We start from the raw sequence: 24,987 nt of genomic DNA, 5'->3' as shown, positions 1-24,987 counted from the left end.
ATGAAGTACATTTTTGACATCGTGCATGGCTTCTTTACCCAGCTTCGCAGCCTGGTGATGATCTTCGGCCATGCCTTCCGCAAGCGCGACACGCTGCAGTACCCGGAAGAAGCTGTGTACCTGCCGCCGCGCTTTCGTGGACGTATCGTCCTGACTCGCGACCCTGATGGCGAAGAGCGTTGTGTAGCCTGCAACCTGTGCGCCGTGGCGTGCCCGGTCGGTTGCATCTCGCTGCAGAAAGCTGAAACCGAAGACGGTCGCTGGTACCCGGAGTTTTTCCGTATCAACTTCTCGCGCTGCATTTTCTGCGGCCTCTGCGAGGAAGCCTGCCCGACCACCGCAATCCAGCTGACACCGGATTTCGAAATGGCCGAGTTCAAACGTCAGGACCTGGTGTACGAGAAAGAAGATCTGTTGATCTCCGGCCCCGGCAAAAACCCTGATTACAACTTCTATCGTGTTGCAGGTATGGCGATTGCCGGTAAGCCAAAAGGCGCCGCGCAAAATGAAGCCGAACCGATCAACGTGAAGAGCTTGCTGCCTTAAGGAAGAAAGATGGAATTCGCTTTCTATTTCGCATCGGGTATCGCTGTTGTGTCCACGCTTCGCGTGATCACCAACACCAACCCTGTGCACGCCCTGCTCTACCTGATCATTTCGCTGATTGCCGTGGCGATGACCTTTTTCGCCCTCGGCGCGCCGTTCGCCGGCGTGCTGGAAGTGATCGCCTACGCTGGCGCCATTATGGTGCTGTTCGTGTTTGTGGTGATGATGCTGAACCTGGGCCCGGCCTCGGTTCAGCAAGAGCGCGTCTGGCTCAAGCCCGGCATCTGGCTCGGCCCGGTCGCACTCGGCGCCCTGCTGCTGGTTGAACTGCTGTACGTGTTGTTCAGCGACGCCAGCGGTCAGGCCATCGGCCACACCACCGTAGACGCCAAGGCCGTGGGCATCAGCCTGTTCGGTCCTTATCTGCTGGTGGTCGAACTCGCCTCGATGCTGCTGCTTGCTGCAGCCGTCACGGCGTTCCACTTGGGCCGCAACGAAGCCAAGGAGCAATGACGATGCCTGCTATCCCTCTCGAGCATGGACTCGCCGTTGCCGGCATCCTGTTCTGCCTCGGTCTGGTCGGCCTGATGGTCCGGCGCAACATTCTCTTCGTGCTGATGAGCCTGGAGGTCATGATGAATGCCTCCGCACTGGCCTTCATCGTTGCCGGTAGCCGCTGGGGTCAGCCGGATGGACAGATCATGTTCATCCTGGTGATCAGCCTGGCAGCCGCCGAGGCCAGTATTGGCCTGGCGATTCTGTTGCAGCTGTATCGCCGCTTCCACACTCTCGATATCGACGCTGCCAGCGAGATGCGCGGATGAATCTTCTCTATCTGACTTTCGTATTCCCTCTCATGGGTTTCCTGCTGCTGGCGTTCTCACGCGGGCGCCTCTCGGAAAACCTGTCGGCCGTGATCGGCGTCGGCTCCATTGGCCTGTCGGCCATCGTGACGGCTTATGTGATCTGGCAGTTCAACGTTGCGCCGCCTGAAGGCGGTCACTACACGCAAGTGTTGTGGCAATGGATGGCGGTGGAAGGCTTTACGCCTAATTTCGCCCTGTACCTGGATGGTCTGTCCCTGACCATGCTCGGTGTGGTAGTCGGCGTCGGCTTCCTGATCCACCTGTTCGCGTCCTGGTACATGCGCGGTGAAGCCGGTTACTCGCGCTTCTTCGCCTACACCAACCTGTTTATCGCCAGCATGCTGTTCCTGGTGCTGGGCGATAACCTGTTGTTCCTGTACTTCGGTTGGGAAGGCGTGGGCCTGTGCTCGTATCTGTTGATCGGTTTCTACTACAGCAACCGTAACAACGGTAACGCGGCACTCAAAGCCTTCATCGTGACCCGTATCGGCGACGTGTTCATGGCCATCGGCCTGTTCATCCTGTTCCAACAGTTGGGCACGCTGAACATCCAGGAACTGCTAATCAAGGCGCCGGAGCACTTCAAGTCCGGCGACTTCTGGATCGTCATGGCGACCCTGATGCTGCTGGGCGGCGCTGTCGGTAAATCCGCGCAACTGCCGCTGCAAACCTGGCTGGCAGATGCGATGGCAGGTCCTACTCCGGTTTCGGCACTGATCCACGCCGCGACCATGGTGACCGCCGGTGTTTACCTGATCGCCCGTACTCACGGCCTGTTTGCGTTGGCGCCGGACATCCTGCATCTGGTGGGCGTTGTCGGCGGTGTGACCCTGGTGCTGGCCGGTTTTGCCGCACTGGTTCAGACCGACATCAAACGTATCCTCGCCTACTCGACCATGAGCCAGATCGGCTACATGTTCCTGGCGCTGGGCGTTGGCGCCTGGGATGGCGCGATCTTCCACCTGATGACCCACGCCTTCTTCAAGGCGCTGCTGTTCCTTGCTTCCGGTGCGGTGATCGTCGCCTGCCACCACGAGCAGAACATCTTCAAGATGGGCGGCCTGTGGAAGAAACTACCACTGGCCTACGCCAGCTTCATCGTCGGCGGCGCGGCGTTGTCTGCCCTGCCACTGGTGACCGCGGGCTTCTACTCCAAGGACGAAATCCTCTGGGAAGCGTTTGCCAGCGGCAACCACGGTCTGCTCTATGCAGGTCTGGTCGGCGCGTTCATGACGTCGCTGTACACCTTCCGCCTGATCTTCATCGCGTTCCACGGTGAAGCGAAGACCGAAGCCCACGCCGGTCACGGCATCGCTCACTGGCTGCCACTGTCGGTGCTGATCGTATTGTCTACCGCCATTGGCGCGATGATCGTTCCACCGCTGCACGGCGTGCTGCCGGAAAGCGTCGGCCATGCCGGCGGCGAAGCCAAGCACAGTCTGGAAATCGCCTCGGGCGCCATCGCCCTGGCCGGTATCCTGCTGGCCGCCTTGCTGTTCCTCGGCAAGCGTCGTTTCGTCACTGCAGTCGCCAACAGCGGCATCGGCCGCTTCCTTTCGGCCTGGTGGTTCGCTGCCTGGGGCTTCGACTGGATCTACGACAAACTGTTCGTCAAGCCCTACCTTGCGATCACCCACGGACTGCGCAAAGACCCGCTCGACCAGACCATCGGTCTGATCCCGCGCATGGCCAAAGGCGGTCACAGCGCCCTGAGCCGTACCGAAACCGGTCAACTGCGTTGGTACGCGGCATCCATGGCTGCTGGCTCCGTGCTGGTCATCGGCGCCATCGTGCTGGTAGCGGTCTGATATGAACCTTGCGAACTTGCGAAAGGAATTGAGCCCGTCATGATTCTGCCTTGGCTAATCCTGATCCCCTTCATCGGCGGCCTGCTGAGCTGGATGGGTGAGCGCTTCGGCGCTACCCTTCCCCGCTGGATTGCGCTGTTGACCATGACCCTGGAACTCGCTCTCGGCCTCTGGCTGTGGGCCCACGGTAATTATTCATTTGCTCCGGCACCGGGTGCCGATCCGACCTGGGTGCTTGAGTTCAAGCACATCTGGATCGAGCGCTTCGGCATCAGCGTGCACCTGGCCCTCGACGGCCTGTCGCTGTTGATGATCCTGCTGACCGGTCTGCTGGGTATCCTCTCGGTACTCTGCTCGTGGAAAGAGATCCAGCGTCACGTTGGCTTCTTCCACTTGAACCTGATGTGGATCCTGGGCGGTGTCGTTGGCGTGTTCCTCGCCCTCGACCTGTTCATGTTCTTCTTCTTCTGGGAAATGATGCTGGTGCCGATGTACTTCCTCATCGCGCTCTGGGGTCACAGTTCTTCGGACGGCAAGAAAACCCGGATCTACGCGGCGACCAAGTTCTTCATCTTCACTCAGGCTTCCGGCCTGATCATGTTGGTGGCGATCCTGGGTCTGGTCCTGGTCAACTTCAACGACACCGGCGTGATTACGTTCAACTACGCCGATCTGTTGAAAACCAAGATGTCGCTGACCACCGAGTACATCCTGATGCTCGGCTTCTTCATCGCCTTCGCGGTCAAGTTGCCAGTCGTGCCGTTCCACTCCTGGTTGCCTGATGCTCACGCCCAGGCGCCGACGGCGGGTTCGGTCGACCTGGCCGGTATCTTGTTGAAAACGGCTGCTTACGGTCTGCTGCGTTTCGCCCTGCCGCTGTTCCCGAATGCCTCGGCCGAGTTTGCGCCGATCGCCATGACCCTCGGTCTGATCGGGATTTTCTATGGTGCGTTCCTGGCCTTCGCACAAACCGACATCAAGCGTCTGATCGCCTACTCCTCCGTTTCCCACATGGGCTTCGTGTTGATCGGCATCTACTCCGGCAGCCAACTGGCGCTGCAGGGTGCGGTGATGCAGATGCTGGCACACGGTCTGTCGGCCGCGGCACTCTTTATCCTCAGCGGTCAGCTGTACGAGCGCACTCACACCCGCGACATGCGCGAGATGGGTGGCCTGTGGTCGAAGATTGCTTACCTGCCGGCCATCAGCCTGTTCTTCGCAGCCGCGTCATTGGGCTTGCCGGGTACCGGTAACTTTGTGGGTGAGTTCCTGATCCTGATCGGCACGTTCCCAAGCGCCCCATGGATCACTATCATCGCGACGTCCGGTCTGGTGTTCGGTTCGGTCTACTCGCTGATCATGATCCACCGTGCCTACTTCGGCCCGTCCAAATCGGATGCGGTGCTGCATGGCATGGATGGTCGCGAACTGATCATGGTGGTCGGCCTGGCGGCACTGCTGATTTACATCGGCGTGTACCCGCAACCGTTCCTCGATACCTCTGCCGCTACGATGCATGGCGTGCAGCAATGGCTCGGTACCGCCTTCACTCAACTCGCTTCGGCCCGGTAAGAGCGCTATGGAATTCACGACTCAACACTTTATCGCGCTTGCGCCGTTGTTGATCACCAGCGCCACGATCATCGTGGTGATGCTGGCAATCGCCTGGCGTCGCAACCACTCGCAGACCTTCCTGATTTCCGTGGCGGGTCTGAACCTGGCGTTGCTGTCGATCCTGCCAGCCCTGAAAGTCGCGCCTCTGGCCGTGACCCCGTTGCTGCAGATCGACACCTTCGCTTGCTTGTACATGGCGCTGATCCTGGTCGCCACCCTCGCTTGTGTGACCCTCGCCCACGCCTACCTCGGCGATGGCGGTTCGGGTTACCCGGGTAACCGTGAAGAACTTTACCTGCTGATCCTGATGGCCGCCGCCGGTGGCCTGGTACTGGTCAGCGCGCAGCACCTGGCCGGGTTGTTCATCGGTCTGGAACTGCTCTCGGTACCGGTCTACGGTCTGGTGGCTTACGCCTTCTTCAACAAGCGTTCGCTGGAAGCCGGTATCAAGTACATGGTGCTGTCGGCCGCCGGTTCCGCGTTTCTGTTGTTTGGTATGGCCCTGCTGTATGCCGACTCCGGTAGCCTGAGCTTCGTTGGCATCGGCCAGGCCCTGGCCGCCACCGGCCTGCCAAGTTCGCTGGCGCAACTGGGCCTGGGCATGATGCTGATCGGTCTGGCGTTCAAGCTGTCGCTGGTACCGTTTCACCTCTGGACCCCGGACGTTTACGAAGGTGCTCCGGCACCGGTGGCAGCGTTCCTGGCCACCGCGTCGAAAGTCGCTGTGTTCGCAGTGATGGTGCGTCTGTTCCAGATCTCGCCGGCGGCAAGCAGCGGTGTGCTGAGCGACGTGCTGACCATCATCGCCATCGCGTCGATCCTGTTCGGTAACCTGCTGGCACTGACCCAAAGCAACCTCAAGCGTCTGCTGGGTTACTCGTCCATCGCTCACTTCGGTTACCTGCTGATCGCCCTGGTGGCGAGCAAGGGTCTGGCCGTGGAAGCCATCGGCGTGTACCTGGTCACCTACGTGATCACCAGCCTCGGCGCGTTCGGCGTGATCACGCTGATGTCCTCGCCGTACAACGGCCGTGACGCGGATGCCCTGTACGAATACCGCGGCCTGTTCTGGCGCCGTCCGTACCTGACCGCCGTCCTGACCGTGATGATGCTGTCCCTGGCCGGTATCCCGCTGACCGCGGGCTTCATCGGCAAGTTCTACATCATCGCCACCGGTGTCGAGTCGCAGCAATGGTGGCTGGTCGGCGCCCTGGTACTGGGCAGCGCCATCGGCGTTTTCTACTACCTGCGCGTCATGGTCACCCTGTTCCTGATCGAGCCGAACCTGCGTCGCCACGACGCGCAATTGCACTGGGAACAACGTGCAGGCGGCGTGATGCTGCTGGCCATCGCCGCACTGGCGTTCTTCCTTGGACTGTATCCGCAGCCGTTGCTGGTCCTGGTTCAGCAGGCCGGTTTGTCAGGTTGATCGCTTAAGCGGTAGATCGTAGAAAACAGGAACGGCACCTTCGGGTGCCGTTTTTGCGTTTGTAGGATTTGTTATTGATGTGGCCGCCGCCTCCCATAATCCAGAAAGCTCTCGCCGGATTGTCCGCTTCGTCCTACATCCAATATTGAGCGCTTGGTTCTATCTTGAGTGACTGCCGGACGGAGAAATCGAGAAAAGAGCGAATGATGAAGCGTGACATTTTTTGTGAATTAGTAGAGGGCTTCGATGCCTTGGCTGCTGCCCTCGTCCACATCGACTGCCGCCAGTTCCACCGTTTCGAATGCTTTCGAAGAGGATGACGGCAGAATTACCCGACGCACCGCGTCGACCATCAGCGAGCCCCCTTCAGTCGCGGTGGCGTGATCTCGAATCAGCCACTCCACCGAAAGGCCCGGTCAGTCAGGGGCCGGCAGCGCATCGTCTACACTGTCCACTTCAAAAATCGCTTGGGTTATCGGTGGTTCGGCAAGCGCTGCCATCTCGTCCAGAATCCCGAGTGCCGCGGGCAAAGCAGTGGCATCGGCGACCAGTAACAGATGCTGGAGCTGTTGAGGCGGCTTCCATTCGAAACCTCCCGTGTCTTGCGCCGAAAACTGGCGATCAGGTGCGACGATCTGGATCGGCTCGCCCGCTGCTGCATGCATTGCCCAACGGGATGCCGGGCGCTGAACAACCGGCATCGAGCGGTAACGTGCGTACCAGCCATCGTCATGAGAAAGCCTGGCAGGCGAGCCGTCCACAGCCGGAAAGAACAGCTTCACGCGCTGATCCGGTGCCCAGGTTGTCATCTCGGTGAGCATCGGACCGGCCAGAGTGACGCGCATCAAATGAGGACTCAGTGTCTTTTTGTGCCGCAGGACTGCGTCGAATATTTTGTACGGGGTGGTGGAGGCCATGGGGGAATTCCTGTTGGGAATCGACAGTGACTACGTCTAGAAACGAGTCAATGTGGATCCCCTTTAAGGCGTTCTGTCGAAAGCACCCAGGAAAAGTCCGTTACTGGGCCACTGGACGTTCGACAACCAGCAATTCGATGTTCTGTTTCTTAGCCCGGACGAGCGCCGCACCCACTTCTGCCTGTTTGGCCTCGGCCTCGGCTTTCGAATTGAATGGCCCGACCAGAATCCGGGTCTTTCCATTCTCCTTGACAACATTGGAAACGAAACTGTGCTCAATCAGCCAGCCGCTAAGGTCGCTGACCGCTTGAGTTGTTTCGCCTCGAACTTCGAGATCCCATTGTGGCGCGGATGCTACCGAAGGTGCAGCCACAGCTGCCGGCTGCGGCTTTTGCGCGTCAACGCTCTTGCCCTCACCGCATCCCGCCAGCGCCAGTACCGCGATTACCAAGACCATTTTGCCCACAACGCTTCCCTCTGAATGCTTAAAGCGACGATTTTAACATTCATGAATACTTCCCGAGTGCCGCAAAATGGGCTTAAAACAACGAGAATGATGATTGCGGCCTCTGTATAGTTACGCCTTGGGAATTAATGCAGCATCTGCACGTCAGAAAGAGGCACCCAAACCGTGAGACTTCGCACTAATCTATACATACCACCGACCTCTGCACTGTCCGAATCAGGTGCCCTACAAAGCAATCAAGGAGAAAACCATGCTGATACTCACCCGCAAAGTCGGTGAAAGCATAAACATTGGTGATGACATTACGATCACCATTCTGGGCGTTAGCGGCCAGCAAGTCAGGATTGGCATTAACGCCCCGAAAGACGTTGCGGTGCATCGCGAAGAAATCTATCAGCGCATTCAGGCTGGCCTCACTGCTCCAGACAAACCGCAGACCCCCTGAATCCTGTTGTAGTCAGTAGCCAGCCCGTTTCGCCCCAGAACCATGGCTGGCTAGAGATTCAAGCGCCGCATCGTCATCCGCTTACTCGCTCGCCCCAGTCCCGAGACGGGTCACGGCACTTCGCTGCCATCCCCTCCAGAACGTGAAACCGATACTACCGGCAAGTTTCATGTCATGGCTGTCAGACGCTTCCGATTAACCCCGAGGAAGAGCCCGATCAATCGCGGCTAACCAAACGTCACGCCGCGCGCCATGCCCGTGGCAGCCACAACTATCAGCAACACCAGCAACGCTTCGATATGACTGATTCGGGCAAACAGCTGTGTCCGACCGGTATCGATAGCCATGCCACGACCTAAGGCAATCCGCCATCTGATCAGCGTCACCATCGGCGCAACTTCAAGCAACAGGATCAGGACAAACAACGTCATCTTGAGATGGAACAGTGGCTGGTGAAGATAGTAGTCAGTGCCTTTTTCGTACCCTCCAAAGGCTCGCACCCCACCCGTTACCAATAGAATGACTGCAGAGATTCCCCATAGATTGTCGGCGACCAAAACGCTGCGAACCTCCCCCGCACCGGCAGCCAGACGACGCAATGCAGTCCCGCGAGTCAGCACAGCCCAAAAGCCCAGCGCAAAGGCCAAGAGATGTATCGCCGCAAGAAACCAGTGAGCCAGCATCGAGATACTCCTGTCAGGACGAAATTTGGATTGGCCTGTCAGTAGTAGCCCATAAAGCCGGGAATTGCCCGATGCCAAAAAGTTAGAAGAGCCCAGCACGATGGCTGGGCTCTGGCTATTTCCTGTTTTCCATCATCTTGTCGGCGAGAGCTTTGGCCCTTTCAATCAACAGGTTCTGCCTGTCTTCATGAGTAGCCCCTCCTACAACCGGTGCCGTCAAATTGCTTTCCGCAATCAACGCAGCGCAGAAGTATTGATCCCAAACAGCTCTGTCCTCAGATGCCTGTTTGTTCGTTTGGTCGGCGATCATATGCGGCTCCTTTTGATGAGGTAGCACCGCTATCTTACGCCTGAACCGCAGACAACCCGCGCACTGAAGACGATCCGCAAACTGGGCGGTCATCCGAAGAGAGCCCGTCACCGCGTCTCTCGCTTGGCGATGGCCAGAGCATTGTTTTGAATGGTTTTGCAAAAGCTTTGCAAATCGCAGACAACAAAAAAGGGCTCACCTTTCGGTGAGCCCTTCCAGACCGCCCAGCAGAGCGGATTTTGTTTGGTAGGCGCGATTGGACTCGAACCAACGACCCCCACCATGTCAAGGTGGTGCTCTAACCAACTGAGCTACGTGCCTGCTGTGAGGCGGCATTCTACGGAATTCCGAAGGGGTGTCAACACCTTTTTTTGAGCTAACCCTATGAATATGCAAAATATTTAATTTTGCCGCTGCAAAGAAGATTTTGCGGTGGCTGGCGGTCGTTTTTTATCTCGGGTAGGATCGATGCACTCGTAAAATATATTAAACAGAGGCTGCAGGATGGCGAACACCCCCTACCCGGAATCCTATTACGCCGCATCGGCCAATGCGGTACCACCGCGCCCAGCCCTGCAGGATGACGTAGAAACTGATGTCTGTGTGATCGGCGCCGGTTACACCGGTCTGTCCTCTGCCCTGTTTCTGCTGGAAAACGGTTTCCGAGTCACGGTGCTTGAAGCCGCGAAGGTAGGTTTTGGTGCGTCGGGGCGTAACGGTGGCCAGATCGTTAACAGTTACAGCCGCGACATCGATGTGATTGAGCGCAGTGTGGGTCCCAAGCAAGCGCAGTTGCTGGGTCAAATGGCGTTCGAGGGTGGGCGGATCATTCGTGAGCGGGTGGCCAAATATAATATCCAGTGCGACTTGAAGGACGGTGGTGTATTTGCCGCCATTACCGCCAAGCACATGGGTCATCTGGAATCCCAGAAGCGTCTGTGGGAGCGTTTCGGTCACACGCAGCTTGAACTGATGGATCAGCGTCGCATCCGTGAAGTGGTCGCGTGCGATCAATACATCGGCGGCATGCTCGACATGAGCGGCGGGCACATTCATCCATTGAACCTGGCGCTGGGCGAAGCGGCGGCCGTCGAGTCGTTGGGCGGTATCCTTTATGAGCAGTCACCGGCGGTGCGCATAGAGCGCGGCGCGAATCCGGTGGTGCATACACCTCAGGGCAAGGTCAGGGCTAAATTCATCATCGTTGCGGGTAACGCGTATCTCGGTAATCTGGTGCCGGAACTGGCCGCCAAATCGATGCCCTGCGGAACTCAGGTGATCACCACTGAACCCTTGGGCGACGCATTGGCCAAGAGCCTGTTGCCGCAGGATTACTGCGTCGAGGACTGCAACTACCTACTCGACTACTACCGTTTGACCGGCGACAAGCGCCTGGTCTTCGGCGGTGGTGTGGTGTATGGCGCGCGGGATCCGGCGAACATCGAGGCGATTATTCGGCCGAAGATGCTCAAAGCCTTCCCGCAGCTCAAGGACGTGAAGATCGATTACGCCTGGACCGGCAATTTCCTACTGACCTTGTCGCGTCTTCCTCAGGTCGGACGCCTGGGCGACAACATCTACTATTCCCAGGGCTGCAGCGGCCATGGCGTGACCTATACGCACCTGGCGGGCAAGGTGCTGGCCGAAGCGTTGCGTGGCCAAGCCGAGCGTTTCGACGCCTTTGCCGACCTGCCCCACTACCCGTTCCCCGGTGGACAACTGCTGCGCACACCGTTTGCCGCGTTGGGCGCCTGGTATTACGGACTGCGAGACAAATTCGGCTTCTGACCGATAGATGCAAAAAAAGGGGCCACTGCAAGATGGCCCTTTTCATTTCAGCTCGGGAAGTCAGCTCTCTCGCTGAATGAGCCTCTGCAAGAACTCGGCGCTGCGCTGCTGATCCATTTCCTCTTTGGCCAAGAGCTCGGGAAGCAACTCGGCCGCACGCTGGGCATCGAGGATGAAGACGCCGTCATCATCACCAATGGCCAAGTCCCCCGGCTGCACCTGAACTCCGCCCACATTGATCGACTGATTGACCTCCCCACGGGCGCCAATACCGCGAGTCGTGTACGCACTGACGCCCCGACAAAAAATCGGCAAACCATGGCGACGCAATGCGCTGACATCCGTGACCGCACCCGACACCACCACCCCGGCCAACCCTTTGATCAACCCGGCCAGCGTGCGGAGTTCGCCCCAGCAACCACACTCCTCGTCGCCCACACATTCGATCACCAACACGTCGCCCGGCTCACTCAGCAACAGCGCTTCACGCAAAATACTGCCATCCGGCGGGAAAACTTTGACGGTGACGACATTGCCGACCATTCGGATGTTGTTGAACAGCGGTTTGATCCCCCGCAGGAAGCCCCGATCGGAAAAATGGCCGATGGTTGACGAAGGGATCGACCGGTAAGCGTGGAGCTGCTCCGGGCTGACGAGCTGTTGGCGCGTGGCAATCTGATAACTCATCGGCATTTCCCCGGGCGTAGCAATGGGCAGGTCGAACAGTATTCAACGGGCTCGGAGGCCAGGTAGTAGAAGCAGCAGGTCCGTCGAAAGCGAATACTGCGCTGCCCCTCGTCGAGCGGTGTTGGTGGACGACGGAAGTGGCTCAGCGGGTTGTAATCGAGGCCGAACAGCGCAGGTTCTGCCTCGGTCAGCAACCACCTGAAGTCCGCTTCATAGCGCTCGCGCACCGACGGTTCCTCGATTTTTGCCATTCGTTTTTCATACAACGAATACACGCGTACCGCGGTGTTTTCCCACAAGATGCGCCGTGAAACGCCGCTGACACGGTTGAAGGTTTGCCACAGCGGTTTCAGCAGCCCGACAAACAGCGCCTGCACCAGGGTTTCCCGCCAGACCTCGCGTTCACCGGCCCCATACGTCAGCGCCGGGGAGTGAGCCAGCGGCATCGAAGACGTCCACAGCCCTTCATCGTGGCCGTACTCGATCACTGCGTTGTCCAGCGACAGTAGCAAGCCTTTGTCGTAGACCGACATGGCGTACAAACAGGCGCCGGTTGCCAGGAATGACAGGCGCTTGCCCAGCAGCGAGGCAGTGATCGCCCGCGACGGTGAGCCGATGATCGGCGTCAATGCATCCAGCAGACGCTCGCACACGTCCTCTTGCAGCAGGTCACGCGCCATCAGAGAACGTAACGGGTCACGCTCGGCGCTGTCCTTCAACCGCAACCCACCGCCCAGCACGTTCCATTCTTGCGCGGTGAAGTGGCGCGCCAGACTCATTGCGGCAATTCCCGACCAAACGGGATGCACATCGGCGTACCAAAAAACGGGTCAGGAATTATCCTGCAGTTGAGGTCGAATACTGTTTTGACCAGCGCCTGAGTCAAGACGTCCTCAGGCCGACCCTGGGCAAACGCCGCGCGGTCATGCACCGCGACCATGTGATCCGCATAGCGACAGGCCAGGTTGAGATCGTGAAGCACCATGATGATGGTTTTGTTCTCGAGCCGGTTGAGGTCGCGCAGCAGGTCCAGCACTTCAATCTGGTGAGCCAGGTCGAGGAAGGTTGTCGGCTCATCCAGCAGCACGACGCCGGTGTCCTGGGCCAGGGTCATGGCGATCCACGCACGTTGACGCTGCCCACCGGACAAGGCATCCACCGGCCGATCCGCCAGCGCCTGCAGACTGGTCTGCGTCAGCGCGCGATTGACCATGGTTTCATCCTCTGCCGACCACTGCTGCATCCAGCTCTGATACGGGTATCGGCCCAAGGCCACGAGCTGACGCACGGTAATGCCTTCCGGCGCCGTTGGCGTCTGGGGCAGGATGGCCAACTCACGTGCCACCGCCGCGGTGGATTTTTGCTGGATATCCACACCGTTGAGAATCACCGAGCCTTGCTGCGGTTTCAGCAGTCGGGCAAAGGATTTGAGCAAGGTACTTTTGCCGCAGCCGTTACTGCCAATCAGCACCGAGATCTTGCCCTTGGGCAGTTGCATGTCCAGCGCGTCAATAATCACCTGGCGCTGATAACTCAGGGTCAGGCCGCGACTTGCAATCGACGTCATACGTTGAATTCCTTAATGACGCTGCTTAATCAATAAATAGAGAAAAAAGGGTGTGCCCAGCACCGCGACAAAGATGCCGGCCGGTAGATCCAAGGGCAAGAACAGCGTGCGCCCGACCAAGTCCGCAAGCATGACCAGGCTTGCCCCGACCAGGGCCGCCATCACGGCCTGTCCACCGAAACCAGGTGCCACCAGACGTTTGGCAATATGCGGCGCAATTAGCCCGACAAACGCGATCGCCCCACCCCAGGCAATGGCTGCACCGGCCAACGCCACACTGACCAGCAACAAACCGGCCCGCAGCCATTGCACGCGCACGCCGATGCCCTGGGCCAAGTTGTCATCCAGCTGTTGCACCATCACCTGACGGGCCAACAGCACCAGCAGCGGACAAATGCCCAACAACCAGCCCGCCAGTGCCAGCGGTTCGGGCCAACTGGCGCCGTATACGCTGCCAGTCAGCCAAACGTAGGCAGACAGGGTGGTGGTCAGCGGACTGAAGACCAGGATGAACGTGGTCGCGGCCGTCAACATCGCCGAGACGCCCACACCGATCAGCACCAGCCGCAACGGTGAAGTCCCCTGCTTCCAGGCCAGCAAATAAATGGCCAGCGTCGCCAGAGCCGCACCGAGCATCGCGGCCAGGGGCAGAAACTGTTGCCCCAGCGTCGCGGACAAGAACGACAGGTAAAGCACGGCGGCGGCGCTGGCACCGCTGGTGATGCCGAGCAGGTCGGGCGATGCCAGCGGGTTGCGGATAATGCTTTGCAGGATCAACCCGGACACTGACAACGCAGCCCCCACCAGCGCCGCCAGCACAATGCGTGGAAAACGCAGTTGCTCGACGATCAACGTCAGGCTGGCGTCCTGACTGGAAAACAGGATTCGCATCACCTCGAGGGGCGAGAGGATGACTTTCCCCAGCGACAACGAGCCGAGCATCACCAGCACCGTCAGCACCAGGGCCGCCGCCAGCCGCCACCATGTGGAGAGATTGACCCGCCGGGAATACCCGCCTCGGCGCCAGGTCACCACCTTATCCATAACGGCCTCCACGCCGGGCCAACATAATGAAGAACGGTGCGCCGAACAGCGCCGTCATCACCCCCACCGGTACCTCCTGCGGCAGGATCAATACCCGCGACAGCGTATCCGCCAACAGCAGCAGAATGGCGCCGAGCAGCGCACATCCAGGCAGCAACCAGCGATGGTCAATGGATAACCCCTTGCGCACCATGTGCGGTACCAGCAGACCGATGAAACCGATGCTACCGGCCAACGCCACCGCGCTGCCTGCGAGACAGATCACCAGCACGCTCATCAGCAGCCGGATCAGGCCGGTTCGCTGCCCCAGGCCCGTGGCAATCTCTTCCCCGGCGTTCAGTACGTTGACCTGGCCAGCCAGCAACAGCGCACCCGACAACCCGAACACATCAGTCAGCAACAAGGGTGCGGCGCTCGATAGGTTGCGTTCGGTCAACGAACCGGCCAGCCAGAACAGCACCGTGTCCAGGCCATCCTGATTCACCACCAGCAGCGCCTGGCTGCAAGCGGAGAACAACGCGGCAATCGCCGCACCCGCCAGCACGATGCGCAGCGGACTGAGACTGCCTTGCCCCATGTTACCGATCAGCCACACCAGACAACCCGCCACGGCAGCGCCAATGAACGCACACCCTAGCCAGGCATCCGGGGATGACAGCAAGAAGATCGAGGAAAACAGGATGATAGAAAAGGTCGCACCGGCACTGATCCCGAACAGTCCGGGTGATGCCAATGGATTGCGCGTCAGTGCCTGCATCAAGGCGCCCGCGACCGCGAGACTGGCGCCTACGGAAATCGCCATCAAGGTGCGCGACAGACGCGTAGTGGTCACCAGTACATGACTGATACTCAACGGGTCGGGATGGACAAACGCCGCGGCAATCTGTGGCAGTGGAATCCAGGTGGCTCCGACCGCCAGGCTTAACACGCAGCTCAGCAGCAACACGACACCCGCGCCGCACAGTTTTACACCGGGGCTCATGAGCTCACCTGCGCCGCAGCCACGCGGGCAACGTCGTTGAGCATCAGGTTCGCCCCCAACATCCCGCCCGACAGACTCCACGCGACGCCATCGACCTGCCACACCTGCTCTTGCTGCGGGGCACGCATCTGCTTCCACAGCGGGTGTTGCACCAGACTCTCGTAGTTACGCTGCACCGCCGCGTTCTGCCCGCGCAGGAAAACAAAAAAGATGTCGGCATTCACCACGGCAAGGCTCTCCTTGCTGGTGAGCTTGATCGATACCCCGCTCGCCTTCCGGCTGCTGTCACTCCAGTTGAAGCCCAGTTCGCTGAGCACGGAGCCCGGGAAACTGGCCGGCAGATAGCTACGGATGTGGTCTTCGCGGATATCCAGAATCGACACCGTGGGTGGCCAGCGTCCGGCAAATGTCTGCTGCAGTTGCTCGCCCAGCTGTGCCACGCGCTGCTGCCATCGGTTCAGAATTTCGTCGGCCCTCTGTTGCTGGCGTAAGGCGGCGCCCATCAGCGCCAGGGTCTTTTTGAACTCAAACACCTCATCCAGCATCAGCAGCGGGGCGATCTGCTTGAGTAATGGCGCAATGCGTTCATGGCGATAGCGCGAGGCAATAATCACGTCCGGTTTGAGCAGCGCGATGTCCTCAAGACTGGGCTGGGTTTCCAGCCCAACATGGGGCACAGCACCCAGTGCTGCGCGCAAATAGCGATAGGTCGGTTTTTCGCTCCAGGAATCAACCACGCCACACGGGGTCACGCCCAACACCACGGCGCAGTCGGTGGCTCCCTGAAACAGGGTGATCACCCGCAACGGCACGGCGTCGGCCGCAGCCCACGCCGGCGCGGAAAACCTGAGGGCGAGCGCCCCCAGGGACAGGCGCAACAGCGTGCGCCTGGAGGGATCACGTCGTGGCTCAGGTTTCACGATCGAGCCTGTGAAACGGATTGACCACCTGCCCTTTGCCAAACGGCATGCTGCCAGGGCCACCCGCACGTTCGATCATCGGAGTGAGCAGCAATTTCTGCGGCCAGTGCGGCGATTCGAACAGCTGGTGCTTGATCATGATCCGCGCCTCGGCGTCAAACCCGATGGTGTCGATCAACTCGTTGAGCACTTCGCCCATCGCCTTCCACAATCCGGTCGCCGGCAATGCGTAGACCTCAGCCAGCGTATCGATGATGGCGCGGACGTTGACCTGAATACCCAGGGTCTGCAACCAGAACAGCAGGTCTTCAGGGCGCTCGTGGTACAGCGTGTTGGCGTGCCCCTTCTTCAACCGGTAAGCCGGGTCGGCCAGGCCGTTGCGTTCCAGCCACGGCACAAAGATGCGCAACGAATCGTGATCGCGCAACAGCAGGCCCTGCGCGTAACCCGCCTTCCACACCAGCACTGCATTCTGCCCGTGAATTTCCCCCAGCATGCCGATGCGGAACATTCTCAGGTTGATATCGAAGAAGCTGTGGCACAGCTCGCGGAACAGCGTCATCACCGACGCGGCGTTGGCCGGCAGTTGGCGGTAGGCCATCCAGTCATCGAAAAAGTGCTGGTTGCTGCCCGGCAGCGGTGTGCCCAACGCGGCCATGGGCACCAGTCGGGTGTCCGGATCTTCCAGCAGCGCGGATGGATAGCCGCGAACCATGGCCGACAGGTGGCGCGGCGCTTCGTCGAACAGCGTCGCGTCCGGCGGCATGAATGCCCACCATTTGGTTTCGTCGCACAGGTGCAGCGACTGCTGCAGCGTTTGATCTTTGCTCAGTGCCTGACGCAACAACGCCTCGCTCAAGCCGCCGTTGATCATTTTTACGGCGGGCAGATAACGCGAAGCGCCCAGCGAATAGATCGCCATGGGCAACTTGAGGTAATCGGCACTGTTGAAGCACGGGGTCATCGAGCGCAACGACGAGGTGGCGAAGAAATCGCCCTCGGTGAAGTCCAGTCGATGGCAGTCACCCTTGGCGAAGGCATCGCCGAGTTGCGCCTCCAGCACGTGTTCGAACTGCCATGGGTGCACCGGCAGCGCGACGTGGCTCTGGGCAATGCCCCGTTGCTGCAGCTCTTGTTGCAAGTTGGCCTGCAACAGCGGCGGCAACAGGTAGTGGGCGGGATAACACTGCGCCAGGTCCGCCACACCGTCGCCACATTGCAGCAACGTGCGGTCGACCGCGACCCAATTGAGCGCCACCGGACGAGCAAATTCCGCCTGATACTGCTGATATTCGGTTTCGCTCAAACCCTGCTTGGCTTTGGCCAGCGGGTGGTAGGGACGATCACGCAGCGAAGCCCACTGTTCCATCGCCAGGAAAAAGCCCGCATTGCTCTTTTCCAGCAAGTGTTCGCTGTCAACCCGATGGGTCAGGGACAACTCGGTTTGCCTGACGCTGGTGCGCAATACATCCAGGAACAGGGCGAAGCCTTTTTCATTGTCCGGGTAGCGATCGGTCATCCCTGCCAACACCTGGGTCGTGAAGGTCTCGGGTGACAGCGCGGTCAGTTGGTCATTCTGTCGAGCCCATACCGGCGTGCCTGGTACTTTTTCCCATTGCTGGGTAATACCGGGACGCAGGGCAATGACGATGCAACCCTGCGGTTCGCTGGGCCATTCCCAGATCCGCTGCCCGGCGCTCAACCCCGTAAACGGCTGATCGGCCGATGACGAGGGCGCCACCAGGTTCAGCGGCTCGGTACCAAAAAAATGTTCGGCCAGCAAACAATCGACCAGATCCTGCATCACCCTGTCGGCGGCCATTGCGGTGAAGTTCATCCGATTATTTTCCTTCTGCTGAAGTGGCGGCCAATCTGGCCTGGAGGGCACGAAAAGCGATGCCACGCTCGTCACCCAAAACAAAGCTTTTTACGCCCCGCGCCAACCACCGTTCGTGGTCGCCTGGCTGGCGTGGAATCGCGCAGTACGGCACACCCGCGGCGCTGGCGGCCTGCCAACTGGAGAGCAGCGCTTGCTGCACCTCGGGCCGGTCGATCTGCCAGGGCATGCCCATCGATTGCGATAAATCGGCAGCCCCTTCCAGAATCATGTCCAGGCCAGGCACCGCGGCAATCTCTGTCGCCCGCCGCACACCTTCGGCGCTTTCAATCATCGCCACGATCATGATTTGTTCGTTGGCCAGCGCGACGTATTCCGCCAGGCTGTGTTTGCCAAAAGCGCCGGGGCGCCCGGCATTCAGGCTGCGGGTGCCCTGCGGATGGTATTTGCAGGCGCGAATGCTCTCGGTCAAGGCTTCAGGGCTTTCGATCATCGGCAACACAATGCCCTGAGCGCCGCCATCGAGCAGGCGCAGCAGGGTTTTCGGGTTGAGGTCCGCCACCCGCACCAGCGGAGTGATCGCGTAACTCTCGGCGGTGCGAATCATGTTCTCCACGGTCTCGGGATTGATCAGCACGTGTTCCATATCGATGATCACAAAATCGAAACCGGCCTCGGCAATCAGTTCGACGGCCGCTGGCGACGGAATCGAGCTGATCAGGCCGTAGACCGGCTCACCTGTTCTGAGCTTCTGCTTGAGCAGATTGGTCCTCAGCATGATTGCGGCCGGAACGCGTGCAGCGGATTCGGCACCGATTTGAAACGACGTTCGCCGTCGCCCAGCAGGCGGCGCTTGGTCAGCTCTTCCACTTCATAGAAAGGCGCGAAGACATCAAACGCTGCATAACGCGGGCGGTGTTGCGGATGTTCGACTTGGTAAGCGCTGATCACCTCGGCAGTCATCTGCCAGAACAGGGCTTCTTCCAGCTGATAGTGCTGATGCAGGAAGATCGCCATCTCGGCCAGGGCAATGAAAAAGAACGAATCACAGGAAAAATCCCGGACTGCATCCAGGTCGTCGGTGAGGATGAACGAGTTGCGGTTGAGCTTGGCGTGGCTGGCGGGCAGCGGCACCAAGGTCGGGCACAAATCGGCGCGCCCCAAGTGCTGCGGTGAATAGCGCACGCCGTCGTGGAAGTCTTTCAGGGCAATACGTTGCGGCCAGCCCTGCTTCACGATCAGGACGATGTTCTGCCCATGGGATTCCATGCCGATGCCTTCGGCGTAGAGCATGTGAATGATCGGCGACACCGCCACCTGCAACAGTTGACGGGTCCAGGCGTGCAGGCCGTATTGAGCGATCCAGGCATCGATGAACGGGGTTTGTTCCCCCGGTCCGTAGCGATTGTCCACGGAACTCAAGCCATTGAACGGCACCGCTTGCTCATCGTCTTGCAGGTACTGGTGAATGCTCTCGCGCCACAGGGTGCCCATCGTGCCGTAGGCCTGGGACATCCGCGTGGCGGGCAGATGATCGTAGTCAAAACTGACGCCGACCACCTCTCCGAGAATCACAAAACCGAGATCACGGGCGGTGCTGTCGCTGCCGATCAACTGCTGCAACCAGTCGGTGATGATCGGGCCGTTCATCACCGTATGCCGGGCCAGAATTCGGGTACTGGAGGTATTGGTCATGCTCAGCGCGAGCTTGACGTAAGGCCGCTTTTTTTCAGTGACATTGGCCAGGGTGCGGATCGATTGCTGCGCCTGATAGCGATCATCCGTGGTGCCCAGATAGATCACCTCGCCGCTGACCAGTTCTGGGTAGAACACTGGAACGATGACGTTTTCCCACTGCCACGGGTGCACCGGCATTAGCCAGTAATCGCCCATCGACTTGCCTTGGTCGGTGAGACTCTCAGCCAGTTGCTGCCAGCGCTGAAGTCCGAATTCCTGCTGGATAAACCCGTCGTAATCCAGGTGCCGCGAGATGTTCATCGCCCCGCAGGACTTGGCCACGGCCAGCCAGACAATGGCGATGGGCGCGGCAAATTCCGGCCCGTAACTGGCGTTGTCCTTGAGCGAGAAACCGATGCGCGATTTGTAGCAAGGGTGATAGCTGTGGGCGTCCATGAAGTGCTGTTCCAGGGCATCGACGTCCAGTTGATGCGACGGCTTGGCCGCACGATAACCCTGACTGCGCGATTGCAGATCCTTGAGCAGCGTTTGTTCAAGCTCATGGGTGAAGCGTGGCAGATGCGGGCTGTCCTGAAGTTCGCTCAACAGCTCCGCCAATGCCCGATGAAGGTGCGGCCGGCTGCGCGCGCCCAATGCATCTACACGCTCGATACTGGCGTAGTCGAGGCGGATCAGCTCGAAGCTGGTGCTGAGCAATCCACTGCAGTGGTACTCCACCGGTTGTTGCTGCGCATCGAGGCCGCTGACGACAAAACGGTGCTGGCCGCCATCGAGGGGTGAATGGCGATACGGCAGGACGTTTTCATACAGCAGCGTTTGCAGCAGTTGGCCCACCACGCGCTGCTCCACGTGCTGATAGTGGCGCGGATCGGCCGTCGCCAGCCAGACGCCTGGCGCTGAATCCGCAGCCTGATGTGTTGCCTGTGAAGAGGTCGCCATAGTCATAACCTTGTCCATGAAAGAATTAACGGTGTTCGAGGGCTGAGGGAAGTGCCTCGGCCGACTCGTCGGATGCGGGAACTGGAAAACGCCAGGCACAGGGCAATGCCAGCAGAATGAGAATGCCGGTGGCCATGAAGACCTCGCTGATCGCCCCCGGGGTTGCCACCGAAACAATGCCGCCCGCCGAATCGTCGGCCAGGCGAAACTCCAGCCAGAGCGAGGCAATCACGATGGCCAGTGACGAGACGAGACGACGGGAAATGTTGTTCATCGCCGCGCCCTGAGTGACCATCGGTTCAGGCAGCGCATCAAGCCCGGCGGTGGTGATGGGGATATAGGACAGGCCCAGCCCGGCGCCGCGGACCATCATCAGAAAAAACACCATACCGATTGAAGCGCCAACCCCCAGCATGCCCAATCCCAGCGTGGCGCCCCCGGTCAGCAGCATCCCCCATAGCACCACTCCGCGCGGGCCGTGGCGGTCTAGCCACTTGCCGCCGAGATGCCCGAACAGGCTGGCGAACATCGCCGTGCACAGCAGCGACAAGCCGGTCCAGATAGCGCTGTAACCCATCACCACTTGCACCAGCAGCGGCAGCAGCACCAGACATTCGAACATGCCCACCGACTGCACCACGGCGATGATCACGCTCAAGCGATAACCGCGCAGGGCAAAGATGCGCAGGTTGAGCAATGGCGAAGTCCGGTTGAGTTCCAGTCGTACAAACGCGACCAGACACAGGATCGCCGCCAGCAGCATGCCAAGGTTGAGAGGATCAGTGAGGGCTTCAGCGTGGCGCAGACGGCCAACGGCGATCATCAGCAGGCCGATGCCCGTCGCGATCAACAGGTAACCCGCCAGGTCGAAAGGTTTGCGCTCTGACGCTTCAGAGGCCGGAAGCACACCGACACCCAGGATCAGCGCCAGCAGGCCAATGGGCACATTCATCAGGAACAGCGAGCGCCAACTGAACCACTCCAGCATCAGGCTGCCGCACAAGGGTCCCAATGCCGGTGCCAGCATGACCGCCGCGCCCCATAGGCCAGTGACCCTGCCCCGCTCGCCCTTGGCGTACACCGAAAAAATGATCGCCAGGGACAGCGGAATCATCAGCCCGCTGGCGATGCCTTGCACCACGCGCGCGGTAATCACCAGTGCGATGGAGTTGGCCAGCGCCCCGAGCAACGAACCGCAGACAAACAACGCCACGCCCCACAAATAGAGGGATTTACGCCCCACCCGCTGGCTGAGAAAACTGGTGAGGGGCATGGTCATGCCCATGCTCACCATGAACGCAGCCACAATCCAGGTGGCCAACAGCGGGCCGATCTCAAAGGCCTCCATGAATGCCGGCAACGCCGGGTTGAGCGAGCTGTTGTTCAGGCTGACCGTCAGCGTGCCCAACAACACATTGACCACCACCAACCAACGCGGCACGGCAAACGTCAATCCCACGGGGCGACTCCGGCTTCTTGTACAAACACCTGCGGTGGTCGCGGATGACAGAGGAAATCGGCATGGGAAATGTTGTAGCCATAGGCACCGGCCAGCGGCAGCACCAGCATGTCGCCGACTTCGACACCCGTCAGCGGGCAATCGCGACTCAGCACATCCTTGGGCGTACAGAGTTGCCCGACCACGGTCCAGTCCTGTTGCAACGCGCCGGGTGTTGCTTGATGCCTGGGCAGATGAATGACCGGGTGATCATGTCCCTGGGCGACCGGCAAACGGAACTGATGGGTGCCGCCCCGGCAGACCAGGAAGTGCTTGCCGTGACTGGTTTTCTTATCCAGCACTTCAATGGCGTAGTAGCCGCAGAAGGCGCTGATGAAACGACCGGGCTCAAAGCGCACGATGGGCGCATCGGCACAGGCTGCAAGGCTCTGCCCCAAATGCGCGCACAGGCGCTGCCAGTCGAATTGCTGCGCCCCGAGGTAATTGACACCGATGCCACCGCCCACATTGAGGTGGGTGATCGCCGTGGGATTGGCCGACAACGCCTTCCATTGCGGCCAGCGCTGCAGATACAGATCAAGCAATTGTTCATGCCGTTCCACCAGCGACTGATGAGACATCGCATGCACATGGAAGCCCTTGAGCCGCAGGTGGCTGGCGTTATCGACCCAGCTGACCGCCTGGGCCAGTTCCGACTCATCGATCCCGAACGGGGTGGCCGTGCCGGCCATCGCCAGTTTGCTGGACAGCGGCGACGGCAGTTCGGGGTTGATCCGCAGCAATACGTCTTGCACGCGCCCCGCTTCCAGTGCCAGCCGCTGCAGACGGACGATTTCATTCAGACTTTCGATGTGAATCGCTTCGACCTGATGTTGCAGCGCCGAACGCAGATCGGAATCCAGTTTGCCGGGGCCGGAGAAGATGAACGGCTTGCGCGTCGGGCAGGCCTGGAGTCGATCGATCTCACCGCCGGAGGAAATCTCGAACCCGTGCACCAACGGCGCCACGGCGGACACTATCTGCGGTTCACTGTTGGCCTTGATGGCGTAGTAAAGCTCCACGCCTTCGGGGAGCGCCGCCATCACCTGCGTCACGTGCTGTTTAAGCGCGTCCAGGTCGTAGATGAACAGCGCCAACGGATCTTCGTGCTGCGTGCGGGCTTGGTTGATGGCGGCCACAACCATTGCGGGCAATTTATCCATGCTTGGCCTCCTTGCCCCACGGGGACACCAGGCTGACGTAACCGGCCTGGCGATCGGCCTTGGCCGCCAAGCGGACCTTAAGGTTGGTTTTGCAGGCAATCGGCTGACCGGCGATCAGTGCATCCAGCTCCGGCGCAGCGCGGGTCAATTCGGCGCGGATGCTGATCAATTGCTGCTCGACCCGTTGCCACATCAGCGGCGCCAGGTGCGGACGCTCCCAGCTCAGGGCCAGCACAGCCTCGGACAAGTTGTTGACGAACAGGCAATAAACGATGCGATCCCAACCTTGCTGGCGGGAATAGAGCAGCGACTCACTCACCCGTGGATGAACGTCCGCGTCGATCCGGGAAGCACCCAGTTCGTCGGTCAGTTTGACCCCTTCGAAATCCCGCAGTAGCAAGCGTTGTGGACGACCGTTGTCATGCACCAGCACGCTATTCTGCAAATGCGGCTCCATCACGATGCCGTGGTTGAAGAACAGCGCCAGCACCGGCCGTAGCAACAGCGCCTGATAGTCGTCGAACCAGCTCAACAGCTGTTGGTCGTGAATGTCGTTGCCGTTGAACCGGCTCAGGAACTCATGCACCAACGGCGGTAAATGCAGGCCGCGAGCGAACAACGTACCGGCCATGATGCTGCAATCGGTGCCGGTGTCGAGGCAGAAGTTCTCCCGCAGGATCGCCCCGGTCTGTTCGCGAAACCAATGGTTATCGGCTTCGCTGGCCTGTTGCGGCGCCCAGCTCAGAATGCCTGGTTCGGCCACCACCGAGAGCCCGCCAAGAGTTTCAGGCCGGGTCAGTTGCAGGTTACGAAAGATGCGGTCGATCATCAGTGCGCTTTCCAGTTCGTACCAGGCGTTTTTCCTGACGCAATTGGTGATGCGCACGTTCAGCGAGCCCTTGATGAAGAACTCATGGCCCTCGATGTACCAGGTACGGATGGACGCCGTGGGGTTGGCCATCAACCCGGTGGCGCCGAGGTCGACGATGGCCGCGGATTTCAATAGACGCTGAACCCGGCCATCCTGCATGAACAGCTGGGCCTGTACCGGATGCATGCAGATAACCGCGTGCCCTGGCCGCGCCTGCGCTTGATCGGCAAAACCGGCCAGCACTTGGGCTTTGCTCAGGCCGTTGGCCCCGACGTTCAATCCTTCCAGCGGCACTTCGAACAGGTGCAACGGCGTGCGGGCCTGGAATTCCGGGGCATAGGTTTCCTGGGCCAGATGAGCTGGCCACAGGCGCGCCTTGGGTGCCGGATGGTTCGGATGACCGAACCACAAGCCCTGCTCGCTGGCCAGGTAACCGCTGAGCGGTGCCGGGTGCTGGCCGTCCATGTTGTGGGCGATGATGGCCGCGGTCAGTAACTGGCTTTGCAACACCTGATCCAGCAACTCGTCGTTGCTGGCGCGGGTCATGTGTTCGCAAGCCGTGAGCAACTGCTCGACGAACTCGGCAAACCTCAGGCACGACCAGTCGCCCTCACCGCGCCGGGCATAGACGTCCGACAGATAACGATGGCTGCCAAGGCCATCACGACGGTCCACCATCACAAAGAACTGCTGCTGGTTGGGCAGGTTGATGGTCAGGGGAATGCCCCTCCATTCCAGGCCCTCAAGGTAACTGCCCGGGGCGATACCTTGCATCTGCGTCGGCCAACTGTAACGGAGGCAGTTTTCCGGCAAGGCGAACTCTTTGATCAAACAATTAAGCAACGCACGCGTCGTCGCCAACTCACTGACCATAGTCGATAAAACACTGCGATCTGGATGATTCATGGG

The 24,987-nt window shown here is 59.9% G+C and carries 23 protein-coding genes, 1 tRNA gene and 1 pseudogene; 8 read left to right on the top strand and 17 right to left on the bottom strand.

Features of this window, described 5'->3' with window-relative positions:
* Genes nuoI through nuoN form a run of 6 tightly spaced genes read left to right on the top strand, consistent with a single transcriptional unit; the run spans window position 1 to window position 6,263 of the window.
* Window positions 1–546 (top strand): NADH-quinone oxidoreductase subunit NuoI, encoded by a 546-nt coding sequence (gene nuoI, locus ACYZT3_RS11395; RefSeq protein WP_218192018.1) that lies wholly within the window; start codon window positions 1–3, stop codon window positions 544–546.
* Between the two features lie 9 nt (window positions 547–555).
* Complete coding sequence (gene nuoJ, locus ACYZT3_RS11390) at window positions 556–1,059, top strand: NADH-quinone oxidoreductase subunit J (RefSeq protein ID WP_095631557.1); 504 nt, start codon at window positions 556–558, stop codon at window positions 1,057–1,059.
* A gap of 2 nt (window positions 1,060–1,061) precedes the next feature.
* Window positions 1,062–1,370, top strand: a complete 309-nt coding sequence (gene nuoK, locus ACYZT3_RS11385) for an NADH-quinone oxidoreductase subunit NuoK (RefSeq protein ID WP_007905077.1) — start codon at window positions 1,062–1,064, stop codon at window positions 1,368–1,370.
* On the top strand, window positions 1,367–3,220 hold the full coding sequence (gene nuoL / locus ACYZT3_RS11380) for an NADH-quinone oxidoreductase subunit L (RefSeq protein ID WP_462032110.1): 1,854 nt from the start codon (window positions 1,367–1,369) through the stop codon (window positions 3,218–3,220). The genes nuoK and nuoL overlap by 4 nt, the downstream gene beginning before the upstream one ends.
* A 39-nt stretch (window positions 3,221–3,259) precedes the next feature.
* Entirely contained in the window at window positions 3,260–4,792 is a 1,533-nt protein-coding gene (gene nuoM / locus ACYZT3_RS11375; protein ID WP_282377689.1) for an NADH-quinone oxidoreductase subunit M, read from the top strand.
* Window positions 4,793–4,799: 7 nt separating this feature from the next.
* Window positions 4,800–6,263 carry an NADH-quinone oxidoreductase subunit NuoN gene (gene nuoN / locus ACYZT3_RS11370; protein WP_282377688.1) on the top strand — a complete coding sequence of 488 codons (1,464 nt, stop codon included), beginning with the start codon at window positions 4,800–4,802 and terminating at the stop codon, window positions 6,261–6,263.
* Between the two features lie 263 nt (window positions 6,264–6,526).
* Here nuoN and ACYZT3_RS11365 read toward each other — a convergent pair.
* Both ACYZT3_RS11365 and ACYZT3_RS11360 read right to left on the bottom strand, forming a co-directional pair.
* A pseudogene (locus ACYZT3_RS11365) lies at window positions 6,527–7,180 on the bottom strand (siderophore-interacting protein); the annotation flags it as partial.
* Window positions 7,181–7,280: 100 nt separating this feature from the next.
* Window positions 7,281–7,646, bottom strand: coding sequence for an SPOR domain-containing protein (locus tag ACYZT3_RS11360; protein ID WP_282377687.1), 366 nt, complete (start codon window positions 7,644–7,646; stop codon window positions 7,281–7,283).
* A gap of 250 nt (window positions 7,647–7,896) precedes the next feature.
* Here ACYZT3_RS11360 and csrA point away from each other — a divergent pair, with 250 nt between their 5' ends.
* Window positions 7,897–8,091 carry a carbon storage regulator CsrA gene (gene csrA, locus ACYZT3_RS11355; protein ID WP_007938114.1) on the top strand — a complete coding sequence of 65 codons (195 nt, stop codon included), beginning with the start codon at window positions 7,897–7,899 and terminating at the stop codon, window positions 8,089–8,091.
* 227 nt (window positions 8,092–8,318) lie between these two features.
* Here the strand turns inward: csrA and ACYZT3_RS11350 are convergent, their stop codons facing one another.
* The 3 genes from ACYZT3_RS11350 to ACYZT3_RS11340 form a co-directional block, all read right to left on the bottom strand.
* Entirely contained in the window at window positions 8,319–8,774 is a 456-nt protein-coding gene (locus tag ACYZT3_RS11350) for a DUF2214 family protein (protein ID WP_282377686.1), read from the bottom strand.
* Window positions 8,775–8,889: 115 nt separating this feature from the next.
* Complete coding sequence (locus tag ACYZT3_RS11345) at window positions 8,890–9,084, bottom strand: hypothetical protein (protein ID WP_282377685.1); 195 nt, start codon at window positions 9,082–9,084, stop codon at window positions 8,890–8,892.
* A gap of 244 nt (window positions 9,085–9,328) precedes the next feature.
* Window positions 9,329–9,405, bottom strand: a tRNA-Val gene (locus ACYZT3_RS11340).
* 183 nt (window positions 9,406–9,588) lie between these two features.
* Here ACYZT3_RS11340 and ACYZT3_RS11335 point away from each other — a divergent pair.
* On the top strand, window positions 9,589–10,872 hold the full coding sequence (locus tag ACYZT3_RS11335) for an NAD(P)/FAD-dependent oxidoreductase (RefSeq protein WP_282377684.1): 1,284 nt from the start codon (window positions 9,589–9,591) through the stop codon (window positions 10,870–10,872).
* A gap of 60 nt (window positions 10,873–10,932) precedes the next feature.
* Here ACYZT3_RS11335 and ACYZT3_RS11330 read toward each other — a convergent pair whose 3' ends face one another.
* From ACYZT3_RS11330 to ACYZT3_RS11275, 12 genes are read right to left on the bottom strand one after another with little or no spacing between them, the layout of a single operon-like run.
* Window positions 10,933–11,565: an RraA family protein gene (locus tag ACYZT3_RS11330; RefSeq protein WP_462032109.1), complete on the bottom strand. Its 633-nt coding sequence runs from the start codon at window positions 11,563–11,565 to the stop codon at window positions 10,933–10,935.
* A complete protein-coding gene (locus ACYZT3_RS11325; RefSeq protein ID WP_462032108.1) occupies window positions 11,556–12,338 on the bottom strand; it encodes an IucA/IucC family C-terminal-domain containing protein in 783 nt (260 codons plus the stop codon). Before ACYZT3_RS11325 ends, ACYZT3_RS11330 begins: the two co-directional genes overlap by 10 nt.
* The gene (locus tag ACYZT3_RS11320; RefSeq protein WP_462032107.1) at window positions 12,335–13,126 is read right to left on the bottom strand and encodes an ABC transporter ATP-binding protein; all 792 of its coding nucleotides are present in this window, start codon (window positions 13,124–13,126) and stop codon (window positions 12,335–12,337) included. Before ACYZT3_RS11320 ends, ACYZT3_RS11325 begins: the two co-directional genes overlap by 4 nt.
* Before the next feature lie 12 nt (window positions 13,127–13,138).
* Window positions 13,139–14,170, bottom strand: coding sequence for a FecCD family ABC transporter permease (locus ACYZT3_RS11315; RefSeq protein ID WP_462032106.1), 1,032 nt, complete (start codon window positions 14,168–14,170; stop codon window positions 13,139–13,141).
* On the bottom strand, window positions 14,163–15,152 hold the full coding sequence (locus tag ACYZT3_RS11310) for a FecCD family ABC transporter permease (RefSeq protein ID WP_282377679.1): 990 nt from the start codon (window positions 15,150–15,152) through the stop codon (window positions 14,163–14,165). Before ACYZT3_RS11310 ends, ACYZT3_RS11315 begins: the two co-directional genes overlap by 8 nt.
* Window positions 15,149–16,072: an ABC transporter substrate-binding protein gene (locus ACYZT3_RS11305; protein ID WP_462032105.1), complete on the bottom strand. Its 924-nt coding sequence runs from the start codon at window positions 16,070–16,072 to the stop codon at window positions 15,149–15,151. Before ACYZT3_RS11305 ends, ACYZT3_RS11310 begins: the two co-directional genes overlap by 4 nt.
* Window positions 16,062–17,909 carry an IucA/IucC family protein gene (locus ACYZT3_RS11300; protein ID WP_282377677.1) on the bottom strand — a complete coding sequence of 616 codons (1,848 nt, stop codon included), beginning with the start codon at window positions 17,907–17,909 and terminating at the stop codon, window positions 16,062–16,064. Before ACYZT3_RS11300 ends, ACYZT3_RS11305 begins: the two co-directional genes overlap by 11 nt.
* A 4-nt stretch (window positions 17,910–17,913) precedes the next feature.
* Entirely contained in the window at window positions 17,914–18,687 is a 774-nt protein-coding gene (locus ACYZT3_RS11295) for an HpcH/HpaI aldolase family protein (RefSeq protein WP_462032104.1), read from the bottom strand.
* On the bottom strand, window positions 18,681–20,552 hold the full coding sequence (locus ACYZT3_RS11290) for an IucA/IucC family protein (protein WP_282377675.1): 1,872 nt from the start codon (window positions 20,550–20,552) through the stop codon (window positions 18,681–18,683). The genes ACYZT3_RS11295 and ACYZT3_RS11290 overlap by 7 nt, the downstream gene beginning before the upstream one ends.
* Window positions 20,553–20,571: 19 nt before the next feature.
* Complete coding sequence (locus ACYZT3_RS11285; RefSeq protein ID WP_462032363.1) at window positions 20,572–21,999, bottom strand: DHA2 family efflux MFS transporter permease subunit; 1,428 nt, start codon at window positions 21,997–21,999, stop codon at window positions 20,572–20,574.
* Window positions 21,996–23,207 (bottom strand): type III PLP-dependent enzyme, encoded by a 1,212-nt coding sequence (locus ACYZT3_RS11280; RefSeq protein WP_462032103.1) that lies wholly within the window; start codon window positions 23,205–23,207, stop codon window positions 21,996–21,998. Before ACYZT3_RS11280 ends, ACYZT3_RS11285 begins: the two co-directional genes overlap by 4 nt.
* Window positions 23,200–24,984 (bottom strand): IucA/IucC family protein, encoded by a 1,785-nt coding sequence (locus ACYZT3_RS11275; protein WP_462032102.1) that lies wholly within the window; start codon window positions 24,982–24,984, stop codon window positions 23,200–23,202. The genes ACYZT3_RS11280 and ACYZT3_RS11275 overlap by 8 nt, the downstream gene beginning before the upstream one ends.
* Between the last annotated feature and the right edge of the window lie 3 nt (window positions 24,985–24,987).

Source organism: Pseudomonas sp. MDT1-16 (genome assembly GCF_054898115.1).
The sequence above is the reverse complement of the archived record's forward strand: the minus strand, read 5'-3'. Positions and strand labels throughout refer to the sequence as shown.

Bases quoted from the DNA above. Each gene is read 5' to 3' on its own strand.
- nuoI (WP_218192018.1), top strand. From the start codon at position 1: ATGAAGTACATTTTTGACATCGTGCATGGCTTCTTTACCCAGCTTCGC.
- nuoJ (WP_095631557.1), top strand. From the start codon at position 556: ATGGAATTCGCTTTCTATTTCGCATCGGGTATCGCTGTTGTGTCCACG.
- nuoK (WP_007905077.1), top strand. From the start codon at position 1,062: ATGCCTGCTATCCCTCTCGAGCATGGACTCGCCGTTGCCGGCATCCTG.
- nuoL (WP_462032110.1), top strand. From the start codon at position 1,367: ATGAATCTTCTCTATCTGACTTTCGTATTCCCTCTCATGGGTTTCCTG.
- nuoM (WP_282377689.1), top strand. From the start codon at position 3,260: ATGATTCTGCCTTGGCTAATCCTGATCCCCTTCATCGGCGGCCTGCTG.
- nuoN (WP_282377688.1), top strand. From the start codon at position 4,800: ATGGAATTCACGACTCAACACTTTATCGCGCTTGCGCCGTTGTTGATC.
- csrA (WP_007938114.1), top strand. From the start codon at position 7,897: ATGCTGATACTCACCCGCAAAGTCGGTGAAAGCATAAACATTGGTGAT.
- ACYZT3_RS11350 (WP_282377686.1), bottom strand. From the start codon at position 8,774: ATGCTGGCTCACTGGTTTCTTGCGGCGATACATCTCTTGGCCTTTGCG.
- ACYZT3_RS11345 (WP_282377685.1), bottom strand. From the start codon at position 9,084: ATGATCGCCGACCAAACGAACAAACAGGCATCTGAGGACAGAGCTGTT.
- ACYZT3_RS11335 (WP_282377684.1), top strand. From the start codon at position 9,589: ATGGCGAACACCCCCTACCCGGAATCCTATTACGCCGCATCGGCCAAT.
- ACYZT3_RS11330 (WP_462032109.1), bottom strand. From the start codon at position 11,565: ATGCCGATGAGTTATCAGATTGCCACGCGCCAACAGCTCGTCAGCCCG.
- ACYZT3_RS11325 (WP_462032108.1), bottom strand. From the start codon at position 12,338: ATGAGTCTGGCGCGCCACTTCACCGCGCAAGAATGGAACGTGCTGGGC.
- ACYZT3_RS11320 (WP_462032107.1), bottom strand. From the start codon at position 13,126: ATGACGTCGATTGCAAGTCGCGGCCTGACCCTGAGTTATCAGCGCCAG.
- ACYZT3_RS11315 (WP_462032106.1), bottom strand. From the start codon at position 14,170: ATGGATAAGGTGGTGACCTGGCGCCGAGGCGGGTATTCCCGGCGGGTC.
- ACYZT3_RS11310 (WP_282377679.1), bottom strand. From the start codon at position 15,152: ATGAGCCCCGGTGTAAAACTGTGCGGCGCGGGTGTCGTGTTGCTGCTG.
- ACYZT3_RS11300 (WP_282377677.1), bottom strand. From the start codon at position 17,909: ATGAACTTCACCGCAATGGCCGCCGACAGGGTGATGCAGGATCTGGTC.
- ACYZT3_RS11295 (WP_462032104.1), bottom strand. From the start codon at position 18,687: ATGCTGAGGACCAATCTGCTCAAGCAGAAGCTCAGAACAGGTGAGCCG.
- ACYZT3_RS11290 (WP_282377675.1), bottom strand. From the start codon at position 20,552: ATGACTATGGCGACCTCTTCACAGGCAACACATCAGGCTGCGGATTCA.
- ACYZT3_RS11280 (WP_462032103.1), bottom strand. From the start codon at position 23,207: ATGGATAAATTGCCCGCAATGGTTGTGGCCGCCATCAACCAAGCCCGC.
- ACYZT3_RS11275 (WP_462032102.1), bottom strand. From the start codon at position 24,984: ATGAATCATCCAGATCGCAGTGTTTTATCGACTATGGTCAGTGAGTTG.